Source organism: Pseudomonas floridensis (assembly GCF_002087235.1).
In the GTDB taxonomy this organism is placed as follows: Bacteria; Pseudomonadota; Gammaproteobacteria; order Pseudomonadales; family Pseudomonadaceae; genus Aquipseudomonas; species Aquipseudomonas floridensis.
The window spans coordinates 24135-47209 of the sequence record NZ_MUIO01000075.1 but is presented as its reverse complement, the minus strand read 5'-3'; the positions used below and the strand labels follow the sequence as shown (position 1 = coordinate 47209).

The window sequence follows — 23075 nt, the reverse complement described above, 5'->3', positions numbered from 1 at the left end:
ATCGGTACCTTTTCAAAAATGATCGGCGCGCTGCCTTCAGACCGCTGTTTCGGCAGGCTGCTGCAGGCTGGTCAGCAACTGGCCCAACTGTGCCAGTTCCGGACGCCGCGAAAGAACGGCTTCTATATAGGCGAAAAAACGCGGAACGTCGCCCAGATAACGCGGCTTGCCATCGCGATGACAGATGCGCGCGAAAATCCCGATGACCTTCAAGTGACGCTGCACGCCCATCAGGTCGCTGGCCCGCTCGAACGAGGCGAAGTCGTCGTGCACCGGAATGCCCAGCACCCGCGCCTTGTCCCAATAGGCTTTCAGCCAGCCAGTGACACGCTCCTGAGGCCAGCTCAGAAAAGCATCCTTGAACAGGCAGGTGATGTCATAGGTGACCGGCCCGTAGACCGCGTCCTGAAAATCCAGCACGCCTGGATTGGGTTCGCTGATCATCAGGTTTCGCGGCATGTAGTCACGGTGTACCAGCACTTTGGGCTGTATCAGCGCACTCTCGATCAGCAGCTCACTGGCCTGCTGCCAATCGGCCAGTTGCGCTTGATCCATGTCGACACCCAGATGACGTTTCACGTACCACTCGGGAAACAGTTCCAGCTCACGGCGCAACAGGGCCACATCGTAAGAAGGCAACGGCGCCTCCATTGGCAACTGCTGATAGGCCAGCAACGCATCGATGGCATCGGCGAACAATTCATCAGCGTTATCGGCATCGATCACGTCCAGATAAGTCTGCCGACCCAAATCGTTGAGCAGCAAAAAGCCTTGAGCGAGGTCTTCGGCGTAAATTTTCGGAACATTGATGCCCGACTTTTCCAATAAATGAGCGATATCCACAAACGGTTTGCAGTTTTCCTGAGGCGGCGGCGCGTCCATGACAATAAAAGTGCGACCCTCGCCCTCCCAACGGAAATAACGGCGAAAACTGGCGTCACTACTGGCCGCAGTCAACGTGGCCGGGGGTACGGCGCCCCAATTCTGCGCCGCGAACAGCGCTGGCAACTGCTCATCGAGCCAAACTTTCAGGGATTGCAGGCGTATATCTTGATCTGGCATTACAAGGGTCTCCGACGGCGCTAGCCGTCAAGCGGGTCATGCTTTATTATCCGGAATCTTTTTCAGCCCATCGAGAGGCGTGCGGCCCCCCCGCGGGCAGATGGCGCGCAGGAAGCCCGGACTAATAAGATGGCATTGAAATCCCCCGCGTTTCGTAAAAAATTTCCGTTGCTCGTAACCGGCAGTCTGCTGGCGATGCAACCTCTGGCCACTCAGTTCGTGGTTGCCGCGGAACAGTATGACTGCTCAGTCTCTGCTTCGGGTGCCTGGAACTGTGCGCCGAAATCCGCTACCGCTGCCGCTGAGCTGCCTCCACGCCCCGTGCACAGCACGACGTCGGTCAGTTCCAACGGCGCCGTAACCTCGGAAAGCACATCCACTGGCGAACAGGTTGCGTCCACGCAACTGGTGACCGAAGCCAAGGGCAAAGGCCTGAAGTCGCGTAGTGCTGACTACAGCCACCTCGATTGGGTTCCTCGTGACAAGCTCACCGCAGCGCAACTGGCCGAAACCGGTCCGTATTGCTCGGGTGCCTACGTGGAGCCGATTCGCCCTGGCATGGATGACAAGACACCCATGAGCGAAGCGCCGATGTTCGTCGGTGCCAAAGCCTCGCGTTACGAGCAGGAAGCACAGGTTGCGACCCTGGCCGGTGACGTCGTGTTGCGTCAGGGCAGCATGCAGGTACAGGCTCAGGAAGCCGCCCTACATCAGGCCGAGAACCGTGGTGAACTTAACGGTGACGTGCGTCTGCGTGACAACGGCGCGCTGATCGTCGGCGACAAGGCCGAACTGCAGCTCGACACCGGCGAAGCCCGTGTCGACAACGCCGAGTACGTCCTGCACAAGTCGAACATTCGCGGTAACGCGCTGTACGCCAAGCGTGCCGAGAACGCGATCATTCGCCTCAAGGACGGCACGTACACCACGTGCGAACCGAACAGCAACGCCTGGACGCTGAAAGGCAACAACGTCACGCTGAACCCGGCGACCGGTTTCGGCACCGCGACCAACGTGACGCTGCGGGTCAAGGACATACCGGTACTCTACACGCCGTATATCTATTTCCCGATCGACGACCGTCGCCAGTCAGGGTTCCTGCCACCGACCATCGGCACGAGCACCGACACCGGCTTCACGCTGGTCACGCCTTACTATTTCAACCTGGCACCGAACTACGACGCCACGTTGTACCCACGCTACATGGCCAAACGCGGCCTGCTGATGGAAGGTGAGTTCCGCTACCTGACCAAGAGCAGCGAAGGCCAGTTCGGCGCTGCCTACCTGAACGACGAAGACGACGAGCGCAAGCTGCAGTCCGACTACGACAAGACGCGCTGGATGATCAACTGGCAGCACAAGGGCGGGCTGGATTCGCGCTGGCTGACCCAGGTCGATTACACCGACATCAGCGACCCGTACTATTTCCAGGATCTGGAAACCGATCAGATTGGTGTGAGCAGAACTGACTACATCAATCAGCAGGGTTCCTTGACCTATCGTGGCGATAGCTACACCGCAATGTTCAATGCTCAGGCCTACAAGCTGGCGACCATTGCCAACATCACGCCGTACAACCGCCTGCCGCAGATTACCTTCAACGGTACCTTGCCTTACAACCCGGGCGGGTTGAAGTTCGATTACCAGACCGAAGCGGTTCGTTTCGAGCGTGATCTGCGTGATGGCACATACTTTGATGAAAATGGTGGTCCGTTCGCAGCTGACGGTACTCCTGTTGGTACACCGAGGCTCGACAGAAACATTGCAGGACTCGCCCGTGCCAATGGCGACCGTCTGAACCTCGCACCTTCGGTCAGCCTGCCGATGAACTGGACCTACGGCTTCCTGACACCGAAGCTCAAGTATGTCTACACCCAGTACGATCTCGACCTGGACAGCCAGGGCAAGGCTTCATTGCTGGCTGACGAGGAATACAGCAGCAGCCAAAGCCGTAGCGTACCTGTCTTCAGCGTCGACAGCGGCCTGTACTTTGATCGCGATACCCAATGGTTCGGCAAGAACTACCGCCAGACCCTTGAGCCGCGCCTGTTCTATCTCTACGTTCCCGAGAAAGATCAGACTGACATTCCGGTCTTCGACACTGGCGAAAGCACCTTCAACTACTCGTCCCTGTTCCGTGATAACCGATTCACTGGTTCCGACCGTATTGGCGATGAGAACAAGCTGTCGCTGGGTATCACCAACCGCTGGATTGAAGACAACGGCTTCGAGCGTCAGACCTTCAGCATCGGTCAGGCTCTCTATTTCGAAGACCGCAAGGTTCAGTTGCCAGGTATTTCGTTCGCTGATCGTGACGACGCCAAGGCGCAGGTTTCGCCATACGCGCTGGAATACGCCTACCGCTTCAACCGCGACTGGCGCTTCAACTCCGATTTCAACTGGGATCCGGACAGCAAGAGCACCCGTTCGGGCAGCGCGATGTTCCACTACCAGCCTGAAGACAATCCGAACAAGGTCATCAACGCTGGCTATCGCTATCGCAACGACCAGGTCCGCTTCGACCAGACCACTGGCCGCTGGACCGTGGGTGGTGGCGACTACGGCACCCCGGGTACTCCGGGCTACGTGAAGGACTACTACAAGATCCAGCAGCATGATTTCTCGGTCATCTGGCCGATCATCCCGCAATGGAGCCTCATCAGCCGCTGGCAGTATGACTACAACCGCGACCGTACCATCGAGGCCTTTGGTGGTTTCGAATACGACAACTGCTGCTGGAAACTGCGCCTGATCAACCGCTACTGGATTGATTACGACGAATTCAGCCAGGAAGCGCCTCAGAACGAAAAAGGCGACCGCGGCATATTCCTACAAATCGTGTTGAAGGGACTCGGCGGCGTGACCGGCGCCAAGGTAGAGAGCTTCCTCGACAAAGGCATCCAAGGTTATCGTGAACGTGAAGACCAAGCTTTCTGATTGTCTGCGCCCGCTGATGCTGGGCGCGTTACTCCTGAGCGGCGCAGTGCATGCAGCGGTTCAACCTCTGGACAGTGTCGTGGCCATCGTCGACAACGACGTGATCATGAAAAGCCAGATGGACCAGCGTGTTCGCGAGGTTCAGCAAACCATCGCCAAACGCGGATCGGGCGTACCGCCTGCCGAAGCGCTGCAACAGCAGGTTCTGGATCGTCTGATTCTGGAAAACCTGCAGTTGCAGATTGGCGAGCGTTCCGGCATTCGCGTCACTGACGAAGAGCTGAATCAGGCGATCGGCACCATTGCCCAGCGCAACAACATGAGCGTTGACCAGTTCCGTGCTGCTCTCGCCCATGACGGCCTGTCGTATAACGATGCACGCGAGCAGGTTCGCCGGGAAATGATCATCAGCCGTGTGCGCCAGCGCCGCGTGGCAGAGCGTATCCAGGTCTCCGAACAGGAAGTGAAGAACTTCCTGGCCTCCGATCTGGGCAAGGCTCAGTTGTCCGAAGAGTTTCACCTGGCCAACATCCTGATCGCCACGCCTGACAGCGCATCTTCCGATGCGATCCAGGCGGCGGCGCGCAGGGCCAAGGACGTTTACGACCAGTTGAAGAAAGGTGCCGACTTCGCCCAGATGGCGATCGCTAAATCCTCGAGCGAAAGCGCGCTGGAAGGCGGCGACATGGGCTGGCGCAAGGCAGCCCAACTGCCGCCACCGTTCGGCGACATGCTCAGTTCGATGCCGATCGGTGACGTAACCCCTCCGGCGCGTACGCCGGGTGGTTTCATCATTCTCAAGCTGCTGGAAAAACGCGGTGGTCAAGGCCAGGCCCAGATGCGCGATGAAGTGCATGTGCGTCACATCCTGATCAAGCCAAGTGAAATCCGCAGCGAAGCAGAGACCAGGCGTCTGGCAGAGAAGCTGTATGACCGCATCGAAAACGGCGAAGACTTTGGCGAACTGGCCAAGAGCTTCTCGGAAGATCCGGGTTCGGCACTCAACGGCGGCGACCTGAACTGGGTCGATCCCAACTCGCTGGTTCCGGAGTTCCGCGAAGTCATGACCGAAACGCCTCAGGGCGTGGTCTCCAAACCCTTCAAGACCGCTTACGGCTGGCATGTTCTGGAAGTCCTCGGCCGTCGTGCAACGGATGCCACCAGCCAGGCCCGTGATCAACAGGCCCTGAACGTGTTGCGTAACCGCAAGTACGACGAAGAGCTGCAAACCTGGTTGCGTCAGATCCGTGACGAAGCCTACGTTGAAATCAAGCTTCCTGGCGCAGCCCAGGCTGCTCAGTGAAACCAAAGCGCTTCGCCCTGACACCCGGCGAGCCGGCCGGCATAGGTCCTGACCTTTGCCTGCTGCTCGCCACGCAGCCTCAGCCACACCCCCTGATTGCCATCACCAGCCGCGACCTGCTCAATGAGCGGGCCGCGCAACTGGGCGTGGCCGTCGATCTGATCGACGTAACCCCGGACGCCCTCCCCGACTCGCCCGCACCCGCTGGCAGCCTTTACATCTGGGATACGCCACTGGCCGCGCCGGTGGTCACAGGCGAACTGAACACAGCCAATGCGGGGTTCGTGCTGCAAACCCTGACCCGTGCCGGACAAGGCTGTCTCGATGGCCTGTTCAGCGGCATGATCACTGCGCCGGTGCACAAGGGCGTGATCAACGAAGGCGGCTTCGCCTTTTCCGGGCATACCGAATTTCTCGCAGAACTGACGCACACCGAACAAGTGGTGATGATGCTGGCCACCGGCGACCTGCGTGTCGCGCTGGTGACCACTCACCTGCCGCTGCGCGATGTGGCGGATGCCATCACGGCGGATCGACTGGAGCGTGTCACGCGCATCCTGCACGCCGACCTGGTGAACAAGTTCGGCATTCCTCATCCGCGCATCCTTGTGTGCGGCCTCAACCCCCATGCCGGTGAGAGCGGGCATCTGGGGCGCGAGGAAATCGACATCATCGAACCAACTCTGGAGCGTCTGCGCAGCGATGGACTTGACTTGCGCGGCCCGCTGCCCGCCGACACTCTGTTTACCCCCAAATATCTGGAGCACTGCGATGCGGTGCTGGCGATGTACCACGATCAAGGCCTGCCCGTGCTGAAATACAAAGGCTTCGGCGCAGCCGTCAACGTGACGCTCGGTCTGCCGATCATCCGCACGTCCGTCGACCACGGCACCGCGCTGGACCTGGCGGGCAGCGGCAAGATTGACACCGGCAGCCTGCACGTCGCGCTGCACACCGCCTACCAGATGGCCGAGACCCATTCATGACCGAGCTCTACCAACACCGGGCGCGCAAGCGTTTCGGGCAGAACTTCCTGCACGACGCAGGCGTTATCGACAAAATCCTGCGCGCGATCCGGGCCAAACCCGAAGACCGTCTGCTGGAAATCGGCCCGGGCCAGGGCGCACTGACCGAAGGCCTGCTCAACAGCGGCGCGCGTCTGGACGTCGTGGAACTGGACAAGGACCTGATTCCGATCCTCAACAGCCAGTTCGCCGGCAAGCCCAACTTCAACCTGCATCAGGGCGATGCGCTGAAGTTCGACTTCAACAGTCTGGGCGCCGAACCGCGCAGCCTGCGCGTCGTCGGTAACCTGCCGTACAACATTTCCACGCCGCTGATCTTCCATCTGCTGCAAAACGCCAGCCTGATTCGCGACATGCACTTCATGCTGCAGAAGGAAGTGGTCGAGCGTCTTGCCGCAGGGCCCGGCGGTGGCGACTGGGGCCGCTTGTCGATCATGGTGCAGTACCACTGCCGTGTGGAACACCTGTTCAACGTCGGACCCGGCGCGTTCAATCCGCCACCGAAAGTCGACTCGGCAATCGTGCGTCTGGTGCCTCACGAGACGCTGCCTCATCCCGCCAAGGATCACCGCCTGCTGGAGCGCGTCGTTCGCGAAGCCTTCAACCAGCGTCGCAAGACCCTGCGCAACACCCTCAAACTGCTGTTGAGCAGCGACGACATCACCGCTGCTGGCGTGGACGGCAGCCTGCGTCCGGAGCAGCTGGATCTGGCCGCTTTCGTTCGCCTGGCAGACAAGCTGAGCGAAAAGCCCGTAGCGGAGTAAGCTTCGGTAACAGGTAAACGGCAGACGGCCATTAGTCATTTTCCGTTTACTTGTCCTAGACTGATGCTTCTATCGAGTGCCCCAGTTTTTTAGCTATGGATTTCAAGGCCTACTGAATGTCCGATTCCCGTTATCAGGTCGACGTCAGCGTCGTCACGCGTTTTCTCTCAGAACAGTCTCAGCCCGAGCAGAACCGCTTCGCTTTTGCCTACACCATCACGGTCCAGAACAACGGCCAGTTGCCAGCCAAGCTGCTGTCCCGACACTGGGTCATCACCGATGGCGACGGCCATGTCGAGGAAGTTCGTGGCGAAGGCGTTGTGGGTCAGCAACCGCTGATCAAGGCTGGCCAGAGCCATACCTACAGCAGCGGCACGGTCATGACCACCAAGGTCGGCAACATGCAAGGCTCCTATCAGATGCTGGCCGAGGACGGTAAACGCTTCGACGCCATCATTGCGCCCTTCCGCCTTGCCGTACCGGGCGCCCTGCACTGATGGCGGTGTACGCCGTTGGTGACCTGCAAGGTTGCCTGGAACCGCTGAAATGCCTGCTTGACCATGTGCAGTTCGATCCGCAAAAGGATCAGCTGTGGCTAGTGGGTGATCTGGTCAACCGCGGCCCGCAGTCGCTGGAAACGCTTCGATACCTGTACGGCATCCGGCAATCGGTGGTCTGTGTGCTGGGCAATCATGACCTGCACCTGCTGGCGGCCGCACGCAACATAGAACGCCTGAAAAAAGGCGATACCCTGCGCGAAATCCTTGAAGCACCGGATCGCGACGACCTGTTGAACTGGATACGCCAGCAAAAGCTGATGCATTACGACGAGCAACGTCATGTCGCCATGGTTCACGCCGGGATCGCGCCGCAATGGTCGCTGAAAAAAGCGCTCAAACACGCGGCTGAAGTCGAACGCGCCCTACAGGACGACAACCTGTATGAGCCGTTTCTGGACGGCATGTATGGCAACGAGCCTGCCAAATGGGACAACGACCTGAGCGGCGTCACGCGCCTGCGGGTCATCACCAATTACTTCACCCGCATGCGCTTCTGCACCAGCGACGGCAAGCTCGACCTCAAGGGCAAGGAAGGCGTCGAGACCGCAAAGCCCGGTTACGCGCCCTGGTTCAGCCACAAGAACCGCAAGACCCGCGCAGTGAAAATCATCTTCGGTCACTGGGCCGCGCTGGAAGGCCGCTGCGACGAGCAAGACGTGTTTGCGCTGGACAGCGGCTGCGTGTGGGGCGGCGCCATGACACTGCTCAACGTCGACACCCTTGAACGTCATCGATGCAATTGCGATGCTGTCGGCCACGTGGCAGCACCGACCGTCACCCGAATACCGGCAGACGCCAGCCGTCATCAGCCGCCCCAGGCTCAGGAGTCCCCGCAATGACCGAATTCAAACGTATTCCCCCCGAACAGGCTCAAGCCCTGCGCGAACATGGCGCGGTGGTGGTCGACGTTCGGGATGCCCAGACCTTCGAGAGCAACCACATTCCCGAATCGCTGCACCTGGATAACCACTCGATCGCCGACTTCATCGCCAACGCCGACCTGGACAAACCCCTCGTCGTGATCTGCTATCACGGCAACTCCAGCCAGAGTGCAGCCGCCTACCTCGTGGGTCAGGGATTCTCGGACGTCTACAGCGTAGATGGCGGTTTTGAGCTGTGGCGCTCCACTTTTCCGGCCGAAACCGTGCAAGGCCGATAAAAAATATTTTTATGACAGTCGATCCCGCGTTCTACGCGGGTTCGCGCCCTAACTGACGAACGGTCAGCCCGTCTTCTCGCTCATCCCTTCTTTATCTTTCCGAATCCGAACTATCCTTAGCCTCAGGCCATCCGAAATCAGGGGAGAGCCGGTACACCGGCGCGTGGGTCATCGGTAGTTACTTTTATGGTGTTCTGGGGGGTAAACGGCATCTGGATACTCAGCTGCTGCCAGCATCGACTGACGATCCGCCGCCGGCTCAACGTATCGAGCGAGGTGACGTCATGAGTATTTTTAGCCACTTCCAACAACGCTTTGAAACCACACGTCAGGAAGAGCTCTCGCTACAGGAGTATCTGGAGCTCTGCAAACAGGATCGCAGCGCATACGCCTCGGCGGCAGAACGTCTTCTGCTGGCCATTGGCGAACCTGAGCTGGTGGACACCTCCACCAACTCGCGGTTGTCGCGGATTTTCTCCAACAAGGTAATTCGTCGCTATCCGGCGTTCGCTGACTTCCATGGAATGGAAGAATGCATCGACCAGATCGTTTCGTATTTCCGCCATGCCGCTCAGGGCCTGGAAGAAAAGAAGCAGATTCTCTATCTGCTCGGACCGGTTGGCGGTGGTAAATCTTCGCTGGCTGAAAAACTCAAACAACTGATCGAAAAAGTCCCGTTCTACGCCATCAAGGGCTCGCCGGTCTTCGAATCACCATTGGGCCTGTTCAATGCCAATGAAGACGGCGCGATTCTGGAAGAAGATTTCGGCATCCCGAGGCGTTACCTGAGCACCATCATGTCGCCCTGGGCGACCAAGCGTCTGGCTGAGTTCGGGGGCGACATCAGTCAGTTCAAAGTGGTGAAACTCTATCCATCGATTCTCAATCAGATTGCGGTCGCCAAGACCGAGCCGGGTGACGAGAACAACCAGGACATCTCGGCGCTGGTCGGCAAGGTTGATATCCGCAAGCTGGAAGAGTTTCCGCAGAACGATGCCGATGCCTACAGCTACTCGGGCGCACTCTGCCGGGCCAACCAGGGCCTGATGGAATTCGTCGAGATGTTCAAGGCACCGATCAAGGTTCTGCACCCGCTGCTGACCGCCACTCAGGAAGGTAACTACAACAGCACCGAGGGCCTGGGCGCGATCCCGTTCACCGGTATCCTGCTGGCGCACTCCAACGAATCGGAATGGCACAGTTTCCGCAACAACAAGAACAACGAAGCCTTCATCGACCGTATCTATATCGTGAAGGTGCCGTACTGCCTGCGGGTCAGCGACGAGATCAAGATCTACGACAAGCTGCTGTTCAACAGCTCACTTTCCAAGGCTCATTGCGCGCCGGACACGCTGAAGATGCTGGCGCAGTTCACCACGCTGTCGCGCCTCAAGGAGCCGGACAACTCGAACATCTACTCCAAAATGCGCGTGTACGACGGCGAGAACCTCAAGGACACCGACCCGAAAGCCAAGTCGATTCAGGAGTACCGCGACAGTGCAGGTGTCGATGAGGGCATGAACGGTCTGTCGACCCGTTTCGCGTTCAAGATCCTGTCCAAGGTGTTCAACTTCGATCCGCATGAAATCGCCGCCAACCCGGTGCACCTGCTCTATGTGCTTGAGCAGCAGATCGAACAGGAGCAATTCCCGGCCGAAACGCGCGAGCGTTATCTGCGCTTCATCAAGGAATACCTGGCTCCGCGCTACATCGAGTTCATCGGCAAGGAGATTCAGACTGCGTACCTGGAGTCTTACAGCGAGTACGGTCAGAACATCTTCGACCGCTATGTGCTGTATGCAGATTTCTGGATTCAGGATCAGGAATACCGCGATCCCGAAACCGGCGAGATTCTCAACCGTGTCGCACTCAACGAGGAACTGGAGAAGATCGAGAAACCGGCCGGCATCAGCAATCCGAAGGATTTCCGCAACGAAATCGTCAACTTCGTGCTGCGCGCCCGCGCCAACAACAACGGCAAGAACCCGACCTGGCTCAGCTACGAGAAGCTGCGTGTGGTGATCGAGAAGAAAATGTTCTCCAACACCGAGGACCTCCTGCCGGTCATCAGCTTCAATGCCAAGGCCAGCAAGGAAGACCAGCAGAAGCACAACGACTTTGTCACTCGAATGGTTGAACGGGGCTACACCGATAAACAGGTACGTCTACTCTCCGAATGGTATCTGCGCGTACGCAAGTCGCAGTAATGGCAGCGGCAAGCGGCAGGCTGTAAACCTCAGGCGTGCATTACGCACGCTTGAGGTGCTGTTTTGTGCCAGCGCTTGCTTTTAAGCTTCAGGCTCACGGCTTGAAGCTTGTAACTTGAAGCTGCCCGGAGGGCCTATGAGCTATGTGATTGACCGACGTCTCAACGGCAAGAACAAAAGCACGGTAAACCGGCAACGGTTTCTGCGGCGTTATCGTGACCACATCAAAAAGGCAGTGGAAGAAGCTGTCAGCCGTCGTTCCATTACCGATATGGAGCATGGCGAGCAGATCAGCATTCCCGGCCGAGACATTGACGAACCGGTGCTGCATCACGGACGTGGTGGTAAACAGACCGTCGTCCATCCAGGCAACAAAGAATTCACCACCGGCGAGCACATTGCGCGTCCGCAGGGTGGCGGCGGCGGCAAGGGGCCTGGCAAGGCGAGCAATTCCGGCGAAGGCATGGATGAGTTCGTGTTCCAGATCACCCAGGAAGAGTTTCTCGAATTCATGTTCGAGGACCTCGAATTGCCCAATCTGGTCAAACGCAACCTGACCGGCACCGACACCTTCAAGACCGTTCGCGCCGGGATCAGCAACGAAGGCAATCCGTCACGTATCAACATCATTCGCACGCTGCGTTCGGCCCATGCGCGACGCATTGCGCTGTCCGGCAGCAGCCGCGCCAAGCTCAAGGAAGCGATCAACGAGCTTGAGCGCATGAAGCGTGAGGAACCTGACAACTTTGGCGACATTCAGGAACTGGAAGTCGAGATTGACCGACTGAAGGCGCGCATTCGTCGCGTGCCTTATCTGGACACCTTCGACCTCAAGTACAACCTGCTGGTCAAGCAGCCCAACCCCAGTTCCAAGGCCGTGATGTTCTGCCTGATGGACGTCTCCGGATCCATGACCCAGGCGACCAAGGACATCGCCAAACGCTTCTTCATCCTGCTGTACCTATTTCTCAAGCGTAATTACGACAAGATCGAAGTCGTGTTCATTCGCCACCACACCAGTGCCCGCGAAGTGGACGAGGAAGAGTTTTTCTATTCCCGGGAGACCGGCGGCACCATCGTCTCCAGCGCATTGAAACTGATGCAGGAGATCATGGCCGAGCGCTATCCAAGCAACGAATGGAATATCTACGCCGCCCAGGCATCCGACGGCGACAACTGGAACGACGACTCGCCGATATGCCGCGACATCCTGACCAAGCAGATCATGCCGTTCGTGCAGTACTACACCTACGTGGAAATCACACCGCGCGAACATCAGGCCCTGTGGTACGAATACGAGCGCATCGGCGAAGAATATGCCGACACGTTCGCCCAGCAGCAGCTCGTCTCTGCCGGTGATATCTATCCGGTATTCCGCGAACTCTTCCAGCGAAGGTTAGTGTCATGACCGCCAGAGAACAGAAACGCCAACCCATCTCCACCGGGTCAGAGTGGACGTTCGAACTGATCCAGGCATACGACCGCGAAATCAGCCGTATCGCCGAGCGTTATGCGCTGGACACCTATCCCAACCAGATCGAAGTGATCACCGCCGAACAGATGATGGACGCCTACGCGTCAGTCGGCATGCCGCTGGGCTATCACCATTGGTCCTACGGTAAGCACTTCCTCAGCACTGAAAAATCCTATACGCGGGGCCAGATGGGTCTGGCGTATGAAATCGTGATCAACTCGGACCCGTGCATTGCTTACCTGATGGAAGAAAACACCATCTGCATGCAGGCCTTGGTGGTGGCCCATGCCTGCTACGGGCATAACAGCTTCTTCAAGGGCAACTACCTGTTCCGTACCTGGACCGACGCCAGCTCGATTATCGACTACCTGGTGTTCGCCAAGCAGTACATCATGCAGTGCGAGGAGCGGCATGGCATCGACGCGGTGGAAGACCTGCTCGACTCCTGCCATGCGCTGATGAACTACGGTGTAGACCGCTACAAGCGGCCGTATCCGATTTCTGCCGAAGAAGAACGGCGTCGGCAGAAGGACCGCGAAGAGCACTTGCAGCGTCAGATCAACGACCTGTGGCGCACCATTCCGAAAAGCGCGGACAAAGGCAGCAAGGAGGACAACGCGCGCTTCCCGGCCGAGCCGCAGGAAAACATCCTGTACTTCATCGAGAAACACGCGCCGCTGCTGGAACCCTGGCAGCGCGAAGTGGTGCGCATCGTGCGCAAGATCGCGCAGTACTTCTACCCGCAGCGCCAGACTCAGGTAATGAACGAAGGCTGGGCCACCTTCTGGCACTACACGCTGATGAACGACCTGTACGACGAAGGCCTGGTCACCGACGGCTTCATGCTGGAGTTCCTGCAGTCGCACACCAGCGTCATCTATCAGCCCGGTTTCGACAGCCCTTACTACAGCGGCATCAACCCCTACACCCTGGGTTTTGCCATGTACCAGGACATTCGCCGGATGTGCGAACACCCCACCGAAGAAGACCGCCAATGGTTTCCGGAAATCGCCGGCACCGACTGGCTGACCGCAATCAAGTTCGCGATGAGCAGCTTCAAGGACGAAAGCTTCATCCTCCAATACCTGTCGCCCAAGGTCATTCGTGACCTCAAGCTGTTCAGCATCATGGACGACGATCAGAAAGATGACCTGCTGGTGCCGGCGATTCATGACGAAAACGGCTACCGGACCATTCGCGAAATACTCGCCGCGCAGTACAACCTGGGCAATCGCGAGCCGAACGTGCAGATCTACAGCATCGACCGGCGCGGTGATCGCTCGCTGACCCTGCGTCACCAGCAGCACAATCGCAAACCGCTGGGCGATTCGACGGACGAGGTGCTCAAGCACCTGCATCGCCTGTGGGGCTTCGATATTCATCTGGAGACGCTACAAGGCGACCAGATCGTGAAAACCCATCACGTACCACCGCGAGGCGAGCACGCCGACGGTGAATATCCCCGGCTCGATTTGGCGGTCGTTCACCTCTAGGCACCTGAGCCGTTGAGTCTTAAACGGGTAATCGTTCGGTTTTAGCCTCCGTAAGGTCGACGCAAGGTTTATCCTGTCGCGCTTACGGAGGTTTTTTATGCAGATTTATAAAGTTGGCGGTGCTGTTCGCGACCGCCTGCTGGGTCAACCCGTTACCGATATCGATTGGGTGGTCGTCGGCGCTTCGGCCGAAGAAATGCTGGTGAAGGGCTATCGCCCGGTCGGCACGGATTTTCCGGTGTTCCTTCACCCGCTGACTGGCGAAGAATATGCCCTGGCGCGCACCGAACGGAAAAGTGGCGTGGGCTATGGCGGATTCGTTTTTCACGCCAGCCCCGACGTCACACTGGAGCAGGACCTGATTCGCCGCGACCTGACGATCAACGCAATGGCCGAAGACAAAGACGGCAATGTGACCGATCCGTACCACGGCCGGCAGGATCTGGAAGCGCGCATCTTGCGCCACGTTTCCCCTGCGTTCGCCGAAGATCCACTCAGAGTGCTCCGCGTTGCGCGTTTCGCGGCCCGCTACGCGCCGCAGGGTTTCAGCATCGCCGCCGAGACGCTGGACCTGATGCGCCAGCTCAGCGAATCCGGTGAACTGAAGGCACTGACTCCTGAGCGCAGCTGGAAAGAAATATCCCGTGCGCTGATGGAGAAGCAGCCCCAAGTGTTCATTGAGGTGCTGCATACATGCGGCGCGCTCAAGGAATTGATGCCCGAGGTCGAGGCGCTGTTTGGCGTGCCTCAGCCTGCAGCGCACCATCCTGAAATCGACACCGGCGTGCATGTGCTCAGCGTCCTTGAGCAGGCGGCCATTCATGAGCATCCGCTGAGCGTACGCTGGGCCTGCCTGCTGCACGACCTCGGCAAAGGCCTGACACCCGAAGCCGAATGGCCGAGGCACATCGCTCATGAACACACCGGCCTGCGCCTGATCAAAGCCGTCAACGAACGATTCCGCGTGCCACGGGAGTGTCAGGAACTGGCGCTGCTGGTCGGCCAGTACCACACGCACGGACACAGGGCGCTGGAGCTCAAACCGTCAACCGTGCTCGAGCTGTTGCACAGCTTCGACGTGTACCGCAGACCGCAGCGCTTCGAGGAGTTCATCGCGGCGTGCGAGATGGATGCGCGAGGTCGTCAGGGTTTCGAGCAGCGCAGTTATCCACAGGCGGATTACCTGCGCGGCGCAGCGCAGGCGGCGCGCGCAGTGTCGGTACAGCCGCTGCTGGAGAAGGGTCTGCAGGGCAAGGAATTGGGCGACGCCCTGAAAAACGAGCGACTGGATGCCCTGAAAATCTACAAGGCGGAATATCACGGCTGATCGCCCGATGAACCTGGCGCACGCTCGTGGGAGCCAACTTGTCCGCGAAGGCAGCGGATCAGGCGCTAAATGCCTGGCGCCTGTACCGGCCTTTTCGTGGACAAGTCCACTCCCACGACGCAGTGACAAGTGAGGGCGGGCTTGCTGAGTGCAGCGTCTGAAAAGACCTCTTCGCGGACAAGTGAGGCCGGGGACGATCAGGCGGCGCGCATGTCAGCTCTGCAGCAACCCGGCAGGCGTCAGCGCTGTGCCCTGCCATTCGAACGCCACGGGCCAGAGCTGCTGATCGATCTGCGCATCAGCCCACAGCTTGCTGAATGGCACGCCTGCGCCGGGATGCACGCGATCCGGAGCGATCAGCGACAGTGGCCATAGCACGAAAGCGTTCTTGAGAATCTCTGCACGAGGCAGGATCAACCCGTCGAAATTGCCGACCTGTTCGCCGTACAGCAGCACGTCGATGTCCAGCGGTAACCCTTTGCGATCCGGGGCGTAGCGGCCGTTGTCGGCCTCAATGAATTTCAGGCGGCGATCCAGTTCCAGCAGGGGCAGATCGGTCAGGGCCGACACCACCAGGTTGAAGAACGGACCGCTCTTGATGCCCACCGGGTGACTCTCGAACACCGGCGAGCACTGCATGTCACTCAGGAAGCCGTGCAGCGCATCCAGCCCGGCATGCAAATGCCTTTCGCGCTCGATGTTGCTTCCGAGCCCGAGGAAAATCCGCGTCAGCGACATCCGCGCTCGATCTCCACGCCCACACCGGCAGCGGCAGCCACGGCACCGGGCTTGGTTAGCCTCAGATGCAGCCAGGGAATGTTGAATTCAGCCATCAGCACTTCGGCCAGACGCTCGGCGAATGTCTCGACCAGTTGAAACTGTGCCTGTTCGGCGAAGGCCTGAATGCGGGTCGATACACTGGCGTAGTCGAGCGCCTTGCTCAGGTCATCGCCCGCTGCGGCAGGTCGATTGTCCCAGGCAAAACTCAGGTCCAGACGCAGGCACTGACGAATGCCGCGCTCCCAGTCATAAGCGCCGATCACTGTATCGACCTCAAGACCCTGGATGAAAACTCTGTCCACGCACTACTCTCCGCTGCACGACAAGGGCGCGATGCGCCGTTAGAATCAGGGCATCCTCGCCCGGAATGGTTAGCATGTTTTGGTTACTGGCGACTTTCGCCTACCTGCTCGGCTCACTGTCCTTCGCCATCCTGCTCAGCCGCCTCAGCGGCAATCCCGACCCGCGTGACAGCGGCTCGGGCAACGCGGGCGCTACCAACATGTTGCGCCTGGCCGGCAAGAAAATGGCCGTCTTCACGCTGCTCGGCGACCTGTGCAAAGGGCTGGTCCCGGTGCTGATCGCCAGCGCCTGGGGCCTTGATCCTTCGCAACAGGGCTGGATCGGTGTCAGCGCAGTGCTCGGCCATCTGTTCCCGCTGTACTTCCGCTTTCGCGGCGGCAAAGGTGTCGCGACTGCCGCTGGCGTACTGCTCGGGCTCTACTTGCCCGCCGCCATACTGGCCATTGCCGTCTGGCTGCTCACGCTGCGTCTCACCCGCACCAGTTCGCTCGCCGCCTTGATCGCCACCCCTCTCACGCTGCCACTGCTGGCCTGGCAGGAACCCCGGGCCTTGCTGCCCATGAGCGTCCTGACCCTGCTGATCGTCTGGCGCCATCGCAGCAATCTACGCGACCTGCTCGCCGGGCGCGAACGGCATTTCTGAAGGGCAAGGTGGATCACGCTCATCCGCCCTTCGAATCACCCCACACCCTCACAGGCTCGACAATTGCTCCATCGGCCAGCGCGCCTGCACGCTGATGCTCAAATCCTCTTTCTGCCCGGCCTGCAAACGCTGGCATCCGGCGAACGCGATCATCGCGCCGTTATCCGTGCAGAACTCGGGGCGTGCGTAAAACACCTGCCCGCGCAACTCGCCCAGCATGCTCTCCAGCGACGAGCGCAACGCCTTATTGGCGCTGACGCCCCCAGCAATCACCAGGCTCTTGAGCCCGGTCTGCTTGAGCGCACGCTTGCACTTGATGGTCAAAGTCTCCACTACCGCCTGCTGGAAGGCCAGAGCGATGTCGCAACGGGTTTGCTCGCTGTCGTCCCCGGCGCTTTGGCATTGCTGCCAGGCATTGAGCGCGGAGGTTTTCAGGCCACTGAAGCTGAACATCAGGCCCGGACGATCGGTCATCGGTCTGGGGAAGACAAACCGCCCCGCTACACCCTGCGTCGCCAGCCTGGAGATTTCCGGACCGCCGGGATACTGCAGGCCCATCATCTTGGCCGTCTTGTCGAATGCCTCGCCCGCCGCGTCGTCCAGGGTCTCGCCCAGCAATTCGTACTGACCGATGCCGTCGACGCGCACCAACTGCGTATGCCCGCCCGAAACCAGCAAGGCGACGAACGGAAACTGCGGTGGATTTTCTTCCAGCATCGGGGCCAGCAGATGGCCTTCCATGTGATGCACGCCGAGCGCCGGGATATCCCAGGCGAAGGCCAGCGCCTGAGCGCATGAAGCACCGACCAGCAAGGCACCCACCAGACCCGGCCCGGCGGTGTAGGCGATGGCGTCAATGTCGGTCGCCACGCAGTCAGCCTCGGCCAGCGTCTGGCGAATCAGCGGCAGCATGCGCTTGACGTGATCACGCGAAGCCAGCTCAGGCACCACGCCGCCATAGGCGCGGTGCAAGTCGATTTGACTGAATAATGCATCGGCCAGCAAACCGCGCTCACTGTCGTAAAGCGCGACGCCGGTTTCGTCGCAGGACGTTTCTAATCCCAGTACTAGCATGGGTTTGCGCCTTGTAGGGGGCAGATTTGAAGGCGCGCATAATAGTCGCCGACCGAGGTGCCGACCAGCGGTTTTCGATCAGAGGCTTTGCATTCCTCTCAATGAGGGGTTAACATCCGCAACCCTTAAAAACCGACGTACTTTTGTGCAGTGTTTGCACGAAGCGTTGACCCCGGTAATGAATGAAGGTAGCTCTGGATGCCAGCCGTCAAAGTTAAAGAGAACGAACCCTTCGACGTAGCTCTGCGTCGTTTCAAGCGCTCCTGCGAAAAAGCCGGTGTTCTGGCTGAAGTTCGTAGCCGCGAATTTTACGAGAAGCCGACTTCCGAGCGTAAGCGTAAGGCAGCTGCTGCTGTCAAGCGTCACGCCAAGAAAGTACAGCGCGAACAGCGCCGCGCCGTTCGTCTGTATTAATACAGACTGACGTCGAAAGCTTCTGCCTTGCCCGGCCTTACAGTCGGGCTGTCGGCAGTTGCAATACAGCATCACGCTAGATTGACCGAGCAGGTCCAAGGCCGCACATGCGACCCGGATTTCAGTCAAGCACGTCCCAGCCTGCTTACAGGCAACATTGGTCACGTCCACTCGGACAGCAGATCGACCAATGGACAAGACGAGTATGCCTTGATGACTTCGCAAGAAGCTCAGCCAAGGCAGCGTCTCGTGTGCAGCCCGGCCGATGGGCACGCATTTACCACCTTTCCAGGCCTCAGCACCGACTTTCGGATGCCAAGACGTGCCCGCTTGTTGCACTGCCATTCAAAATGGCGGCTGACAGGCTGACGCAACGCTCGTAGAGTCACCCCGATACTTTCGCAACACGCTTGATATGAGACTGCCATGGCCGGGCTGATTCCCCAGAGCTTCATCGACGACCTTCTGAACCGTACCGACATCGTCGACGTGGTCAGTTCACGCGTGCAGCTCAAGAAAACCGGGAAGAACTACAGCGCCTGCTGCCCGTTTCACAAAGAGAAGACCCCCTCTTTCAGCGTCAGCCCGGACAAACAGTTCTACTACTGCTTCGGCTGCGGCGCAGGCGGTAACGCGCTGGGCTTCATCATGGACCACGACAACCTGGATTTTCCCCAGGCAGTCGAGGACCTCGCCAAGGCGGCCGGCATGGAAGTGCCGCGCGAGCAAGGCGTCAAAGGCCAGAAGCCGCGCCAGCCGACCGACTCGCCGCTGTACCCGCTGCTCACCGCCGCGGCCGAGTTCTACCGCCAGGCCTTGAAGAGCCATCCCAGCCGCAAAGCCGCCGTGGACTACCTCAAGGGCCGCGGCCTGTCCGGCGAGATCGCACGGGACTTCGGCCTGGGCTTCGCGCCACCGGGCTGGGACAACCTGTACAAGCACCTGAGCAGCGACTCATTGCAGCAAAAGGTCATGATCGATGCCGGTCTGCTGATCGAGAACGCTGAAACCGGCAAGCGCTACGACCGCTTCCGGGATCGGGTGATGTTCCCGATTCGCGATTCACGCGGACGGGTGATCGCCTTCGGTGGTCGCGTACTGGGTGACGACAAGCCCAAATACCTGAACTCGCCGGAAACCCCCGTCTTTCACAAAGGCCAGGAACTGTATGGCCTGTTCGAGGCGCGCAAGCACAATCGCAACCTGGACGAAATCATTGTCGTCGAAGGCTACATGGACGTGATCGCGCTGGCCCAACAAGGCTTGCGCAATGCCGTAGCCACGCTGGGCACAGCGACCAGCGAAGAGCATTTGAAGCGGCTGTTCCGGGTGGTGCCCAACGTGCTGTTCTGTTTCGACGGCGATCAGGCTGGCCGCAATGCCGCCTGGCGTGCGCTGGAAGCCACCCTGTCGAGCTTGCAGGACGGGCGGCGTGCGCGCTTTCTGTTTCTGCCCGAAGGCGAAGACCCGGACACCTTGGTGCGCTCCGAAGGCACTGACGCGTTCCGGGCGCGAATCAATCAGCATGCGCAGCCGCTGGCTGATTATTTCTTCGAGCAACTGACCAAAGAGGCCGATCCGCGCTCGCTCGAGGGCAAGGCACACATGGCCACCCTCGCCGCCCCGCTGATCGATAAGGTGCCGGGCGCGAACCTGAAGACACTGATGCGTCAGCGCCTGAGCGAGATTACCGGCCTGACTGGCGAAGCCGTCAGCCAACTGGTGCAGAACGCGCCCAGCGAAGCGCCGCCCAGTTACGACCCCTACGTCGATTACGACGCCATGCCTGACTTTGCCGACTACCAGCCACAAGGCGGCTACGAAGCGCAGCAGGAATGGACGCCGAAGAAAACCGGCGGTCAGAATCAGAAAAAATGGGAAAAGAAACCCTGGGACAAGAAAGGCAAGCGTCCGGACTTCGAACCGCGCACACCCCGGGTGCCGACCGCTGTCGAACCGCCGATGCAGGCCGCACTGCGAACTTTGCTGCACCATCCTGAACTGGCCGAGAAAGTCGAAAATGCCAGCCATTTCGCGGCAGAAGACCAGTCACAGGCACAATTGCTGGTGTCGCTCATTGAAGCGCGGCAAAAGAATCCCAAACTTCGGTCGTTACAGTTGATAGCGCGGTGGCATGGAACCGAACAGGGCCGTTTGCTGCGCGCATTGGCCGAAAAGGAATGGTTGATCGAGGCCGATAACCTTGAACAACAGTTTTTCGACACTATAACTAGCTTATCCGCTCGCCAACGCGAGCGTAGCCTGGAACATCTGATCAGCAAAGCACGTCAAACCGAGCTGAGTGCAGAAGAGAAAATTCAGCTTCGTGAACTGCTAAATCGCAATGTTCCTGCACAAACCCCGACCTCAACTGGCGCGTGAGGTCATAGCTCGGGTATAATCCTCGGCTTGTTTTTTGCCCGCCAAGACCTTCAGTGGATAGGGTGTTATGTCCGGAAAAGCGCAACAGCAGTCTCGTATCAAAGAGTTGATCACCCTGGGTCGTGAGCAGAAGTATCTGACTTACGCAGAGGTCAACGACCACCTGCCCGAGGATATTTCAGATCCTGAGCAGGTGGAAGACATCATCCGCATGATCAACGACATGGGGATCCCGGTACACGAGAGTGCTCCGGATGCGGACGCCTTGATGCTGGCCGACGCCGATACCGATGAGGCAGCCGCAGAAGAAGCGGCCGCAGCACTGGCAGCGGTCGAAACCGACATCGGGCGTACCACCGATCCCGTTCGCATGTACATGCGTGAAATGGGCACCGTTGAACTCCTGACCCGTGAAGGCGAAATCGAAATCGCCAAACGTATCGAAGAAGGCATCCGTGAAGTGATGGGCGCAATCGCGCACTTCCCTGGCACGGTTGACCATATTCTGTCCGAATACACACGTGTCACGAGTGAAGGCGGCCGCCTCTCCGACGTTCTCAGCGGTTACATCGACCCGGATGACGGCATTGCGCCGCCTGCCGAAGTCCCTCCGCCCATCGACCCCAAGGCCGTCAAGGCCGAAGGTGCCGATGACGACGATGAGGAATCGGCAGACGCTTCCGATGACGAAGAAGAAACCGAAAGCGGTCCGGATCCGGTCATCGCAGCACAGCGTTTCGGTGCGGTTTCCGATCAGATGGAAATCACCCGCAAGGCCCTGAAGAAGTTCGGTCGCGAAGACAAGCACGCCATTGCCGAAATGGTTGCCCTCGCCGAACTGTTCATGCCGATCAAGCTGGTGCCCAAGCAGTTCGAAGGTCTGGTCGAGCGCGTACGCGGTGCACTGGATCGTCTGCGTGCCCAGGAGCGCGCCATCATGCAGCTGTGCGTACGTGATGCACGTATGCCGCGCGCCGACTTCCTTCGCCAGTTCCCTGGCAACGAAGTTGACGAGAGCTGGACCGATGCGCTGGCCAAAGGCAAGAGCAAGTACGCCGAAGCCATTGGTCGCCTGCAACCTGATATCCAGCGTTGCCAGCAGAAGCTGTCCGCGCTCGAAGAAGAAACAGGTCTGAAGATCGCCGAGATCAAGGACATCAACCGTCGCATGTCGATCGGTGAGGCCAAGGCCCGCCGTGCGAAGAAAGAGATGGTTGAAGCGAACCTGCGTCTGGTGATCTCGATCGCCAAGAAGTACACCAACCGTGGCTTGCAGTTCCTCGACCTGATCCAGGAAGGCAACATCGGCCTGATGAAGGCGGTGGACAAGTTCGAATACCGTCGTGGTTACAAGTTCTCGACTTATGCCACCTGGTGGATCCGTCAGGCGATCACTCGCTCGATTGCCGACCAGGCACGCACCATCCGTATTCCGGTGCACATGATCGAGACGATCAACAAGCTCAACCGTATTTCCCGCCAGATGCTGCAGGAAATGGGTCGCGAACCGACTCCGGAAGAGCTGGGCGAACGCATGGAAATGCCAGAGGACAAGATCCGCAAGGTACTGAAGATCGCCAAAGAGCCGATCTCCATGGAAACCCCGATCGGTGACGACGAAGATTCGCATCTGGGCGACTTCATCGAAGACTCGACCATGCAATCGCCAATCGACGTTGCAACGGTTGAAAGCCTGAAAGAAGCGACACGCGAAGTGCTGTCGGGCCTGACCGCTCGTGAAGCCAAGGTCCTGCGCATGCGTTTCGGCATCGACATGAACACCGACCACACGCTGGAAGAGGTCGGCAAGCAGTTCGACGTCACCCGCGAGCGGATTCGTCAGATCGAAGCCAAGGCACTGCGTAAACTGCGTCACCCGACCCGAAGCGAACACCTGCGTTCGTTCCTCGACGAGTAAACGCACCACGCTACGCGCTCAAACAAAACCCCCGGCCTGCCGGGGGTTTTGCATTTCTGGCCCTTGTGCTTCACTCAGCGCCACGCCCCACCCCTCATCGGCAGCCAGCCTTTTTTTGCGCCACGGCCAGTCGTCGCTCGAGAGGCAGACTTCAAAAATTTGACCTACAACTATGTGTCACCTCAGGCGAAAAGCCTGCTGGCTACCCTTTGGCCTATCGGTTGTTGCCAAGGTTTTTACCGCAGCATCG

Annotated in this window: 19 protein-coding genes; 15 read left to right on the top strand and 4 right to left on the bottom strand. The window is 59.1% G+C overall.

Annotated features, from left to right (window positions below):
• Window positions 1-36: 36 nt before the first annotated feature.
• A complete protein-coding gene (locus tag BZK31_RS18630) occupies window positions 37-1062 on the bottom strand; it encodes an aminoglycoside phosphotransferase family protein (RefSeq protein ID WP_083184407.1) in 1026 nt (341 codons plus the stop codon).
• A gap of 129 nt (window positions 1063-1191) precedes the next feature.
• Here BZK31_RS18630 and BZK31_RS18625 point away from each other — a divergent pair, with 129 nt between their 5' ends.
• The 11 genes from BZK31_RS18625 to BZK31_RS18575 all read left to right on the top strand — a co-directional run bounded on the left by BZK31_RS18625 (window position 1192) and on the right by BZK31_RS18575 (window position 15311).
• Entirely contained in the window at window positions 1192-3999 is a 2808-nt protein-coding gene (locus BZK31_RS18625; protein WP_083184406.1) for an LPS-assembly protein LptD, read from the top strand.
• The gene (locus BZK31_RS18620; RefSeq protein WP_167378036.1) at window positions 3980-5302 is read left to right on the top strand and encodes a peptidylprolyl isomerase; all 1323 of its coding nucleotides are present in this window, start codon (window positions 3980-3982) and stop codon (window positions 5300-5302) included. Before BZK31_RS18625 ends, BZK31_RS18620 begins: the two co-directional genes overlap by 20 nt.
• On the top strand, window positions 5299-6288 hold the full coding sequence (gene pdxA, locus BZK31_RS18615) for a 4-hydroxythreonine-4-phosphate dehydrogenase PdxA (RefSeq protein ID WP_083184405.1): 990 nt from the start codon (window positions 5299-5301) through the stop codon (window positions 6286-6288). Before BZK31_RS18620 ends, pdxA begins: the two co-directional genes overlap by 4 nt.
• Window positions 6285-7091, top strand: a complete 807-nt coding sequence (rsmA, locus tag BZK31_RS18610) for a 16S rRNA (adenine(1518)-N(6)/adenine(1519)-N(6))-dimethyltransferase RsmA (RefSeq protein WP_083184404.1) — start codon at window positions 6285-6287, stop codon at window positions 7089-7091. The genes pdxA and rsmA overlap by 4 nt, the downstream gene beginning before the upstream one ends.
• A 116-nt stretch (window positions 7092-7207) precedes the next feature.
• Window positions 7208-7588 carry a Co2+/Mg2+ efflux protein ApaG gene (gene apaG / locus BZK31_RS18605; protein WP_083184403.1) on the top strand — a complete coding sequence of 127 codons (381 nt, stop codon included), beginning with the start codon at window positions 7208-7210 and terminating at the stop codon, window positions 7586-7588.
• Window positions 7588-8490, top strand: a complete 903-nt coding sequence (locus BZK31_RS18600) for a symmetrical bis(5'-nucleosyl)-tetraphosphatase (RefSeq protein WP_083184402.1) — start codon at window positions 7588-7590, stop codon at window positions 8488-8490. The genes apaG and BZK31_RS18600 overlap by 1 nt, the downstream gene beginning before the upstream one ends.
• Window positions 8487-8810: a thiosulfate sulfurtransferase GlpE gene (gene glpE / locus BZK31_RS18595; RefSeq protein WP_083184401.1), complete on the top strand. Its 324-nt coding sequence runs from the start codon at window positions 8487-8489 to the stop codon at window positions 8808-8810. The genes BZK31_RS18600 and glpE overlap by 4 nt, the downstream gene beginning before the upstream one ends.
• Window positions 8811-9094: 284 nt before the next feature.
• Window positions 9095-11017, top strand: a complete 1923-nt coding sequence (locus tag BZK31_RS18590; protein ID WP_083184400.1) for a PrkA family serine protein kinase — start codon at window positions 9095-9097, stop codon at window positions 11015-11017.
• Window positions 11018-11153: 136 nt separating this feature from the next.
• Window positions 11154-12425 carry a YeaH/YhbH family protein gene (locus BZK31_RS18585; protein WP_083184399.1) on the top strand — a complete coding sequence of 424 codons (1272 nt, stop codon included), beginning with the start codon at window positions 11154-11156 and terminating at the stop codon, window positions 12423-12425.
• A complete protein-coding gene (locus BZK31_RS18580; protein WP_083184398.1) occupies window positions 12422-13984 on the top strand; it encodes a SpoVR family protein in 1563 nt (520 codons plus the stop codon). The genes BZK31_RS18585 and BZK31_RS18580 overlap by 4 nt, the downstream gene beginning before the upstream one ends.
• 97 nt (window positions 13985-14081) lie before the next feature.
• Window positions 14082-15311: a multifunctional CCA addition/repair protein gene (locus tag BZK31_RS18575; protein ID WP_083184397.1), complete on the top strand. Its 1230-nt coding sequence runs from the start codon at window positions 14082-14084 to the stop codon at window positions 15309-15311.
• Window positions 15312-15524: 213 nt separating this feature from the next.
• Here the strand turns inward: BZK31_RS18575 and folK are convergent, their stop codons facing one another.
• Complete coding sequence (folK, locus tag BZK31_RS18570) at window positions 15525-16049, bottom strand: 2-amino-4-hydroxy-6-hydroxymethyldihydropteridine diphosphokinase (protein WP_083184396.1); 525 nt, start codon at window positions 16047-16049, stop codon at window positions 15525-15527.
• Entirely contained in the window at window positions 16040-16393 is a 354-nt protein-coding gene (folB, locus tag BZK31_RS18565; protein ID WP_004887801.1) for a dihydroneopterin aldolase, read from the bottom strand. The genes folK and folB overlap by 10 nt, the downstream gene beginning before the upstream one ends.
• Before the next feature lie 74 nt (window positions 16394-16467).
• Between folB and plsY the strand changes: the two genes are divergently transcribed.
• Window positions 16468-17037, top strand: coding sequence for a glycerol-3-phosphate 1-O-acyltransferase PlsY (gene plsY / locus BZK31_RS18560; protein WP_167378034.1), 570 nt, complete (start codon window positions 16468-16470; stop codon window positions 17035-17037).
• A 48-nt stretch (window positions 17038-17085) separates the two neighbouring features.
• Here the strand turns inward: plsY and tsaD are convergent, their stop codons facing one another.
• Window positions 17086-18111, bottom strand: a complete 1026-nt coding sequence (gene tsaD, locus BZK31_RS18555) for a tRNA (adenosine(37)-N6)-threonylcarbamoyltransferase complex transferase subunit TsaD (RefSeq protein ID WP_083184394.1) — start codon at window positions 18109-18111, stop codon at window positions 17086-17088.
• A gap of 198 nt (window positions 18112-18309) precedes the next feature.
• On the opposite strand from tsaD, the gene rpsU reads away from it, so the two are divergent.
• The 3 genes from rpsU to rpoD all read left to right on the top strand — a co-directional run bounded on the left by rpsU (window position 18310) and on the right by rpoD (window position 22825).
• Window positions 18310-18525: a 30S ribosomal protein S21 gene (rpsU, locus tag BZK31_RS18550; RefSeq protein WP_002551877.1), complete on the top strand. Its 216-nt coding sequence runs from the start codon at window positions 18310-18312 to the stop codon at window positions 18523-18525.
• Between the two features lie 426 nt (window positions 18526-18951).
• The gene (gene dnaG, locus BZK31_RS18545) at window positions 18952-20907 is read left to right on the top strand and encodes a DNA primase (RefSeq protein ID WP_083184393.1); all 1956 of its coding nucleotides are present in this window, start codon (window positions 18952-18954) and stop codon (window positions 20905-20907) included.
• 67 nt (window positions 20908-20974) lie between these two features.
• On the top strand, window positions 20975-22825 hold the full coding sequence (gene rpoD / locus BZK31_RS18540) for an RNA polymerase sigma factor RpoD (protein WP_083184392.1): 1851 nt from the start codon (window positions 20975-20977) through the stop codon (window positions 22823-22825).
• The last annotated feature ends 250 nt before the right edge of the window (window positions 22826-23075 follow it).

What these genes read in the sequence shown, in the direction of transcription:
- BZK31_RS18630 (WP_083184407.1), bottom strand. Translation starts at nt 1,062, where the DNA reads ATGCCAGATCAAGATATACGCCTGCAATCCCTGAAAGTTTGGCTCGAT.
- folK (WP_083184396.1), bottom strand. Translation starts at nt 16,049, where the DNA reads ATGTCGCTGACGCGGATTTTCCTCGGGCTCGGAAGCAACATCGAGCGC.
- BZK31_RS18625 (WP_083184406.1), top strand. Translation starts at nt 1,192, where the DNA reads ATGGCATTGAAATCCCCCGCGTTTCGTAAAAAATTTCCGTTGCTCGTA.
- BZK31_RS18580 (WP_083184398.1), top strand. Translation starts at nt 12,422, where the DNA reads ATGACCGCCAGAGAACAGAAACGCCAACCCATCTCCACCGGGTCAGAG.
- rpoD (WP_083184392.1), top strand. Translation starts at nt 20,975, where the DNA reads ATGTCCGGAAAAGCGCAACAGCAGTCTCGTATCAAAGAGTTGATCACC.
- dnaG (WP_083184393.1), top strand. Translation starts at nt 18,952, where the DNA reads ATGGCCGGGCTGATTCCCCAGAGCTTCATCGACGACCTTCTGAACCGT.
- BZK31_RS18590 (WP_083184400.1), top strand. Translation starts at nt 9,095, where the DNA reads ATGAGTATTTTTAGCCACTTCCAACAACGCTTTGAAACCACACGTCAG.
- glpE (WP_083184401.1), top strand. Translation starts at nt 8,487, where the DNA reads ATGACCGAATTCAAACGTATTCCCCCCGAACAGGCTCAAGCCCTGCGC.
- rpsU (WP_002551877.1), top strand. Translation starts at nt 18,310, where the DNA reads ATGCCAGCCGTCAAAGTTAAAGAGAACGAACCCTTCGACGTAGCTCTG.
- plsY (WP_167378034.1), top strand. Translation starts at nt 16,468, where the DNA reads ATGTTTTGGTTACTGGCGACTTTCGCCTACCTGCTCGGCTCACTGTCC.
- rsmA (WP_083184404.1), top strand. Translation starts at nt 6,285, where the DNA reads ATGACCGAGCTCTACCAACACCGGGCGCGCAAGCGTTTCGGGCAGAAC.
- apaG (WP_083184403.1), top strand. Translation starts at nt 7,208, where the DNA reads ATGTCCGATTCCCGTTATCAGGTCGACGTCAGCGTCGTCACGCGTTTT.
- BZK31_RS18575 (WP_083184397.1), top strand. Translation starts at nt 14,082, where the DNA reads ATGCAGATTTATAAAGTTGGCGGTGCTGTTCGCGACCGCCTGCTGGGT.
- tsaD (WP_083184394.1), bottom strand. Translation starts at nt 18,111, where the DNA reads ATGCTAGTACTGGGATTAGAAACGTCCTGCGACGAAACCGGCGTCGCG.
- BZK31_RS18585 (WP_083184399.1), top strand. Translation starts at nt 11,154, where the DNA reads ATGAGCTATGTGATTGACCGACGTCTCAACGGCAAGAACAAAAGCACG.
- BZK31_RS18600 (WP_083184402.1), top strand. Translation starts at nt 7,588, where the DNA reads ATGGCGGTGTACGCCGTTGGTGACCTGCAAGGTTGCCTGGAACCGCTG.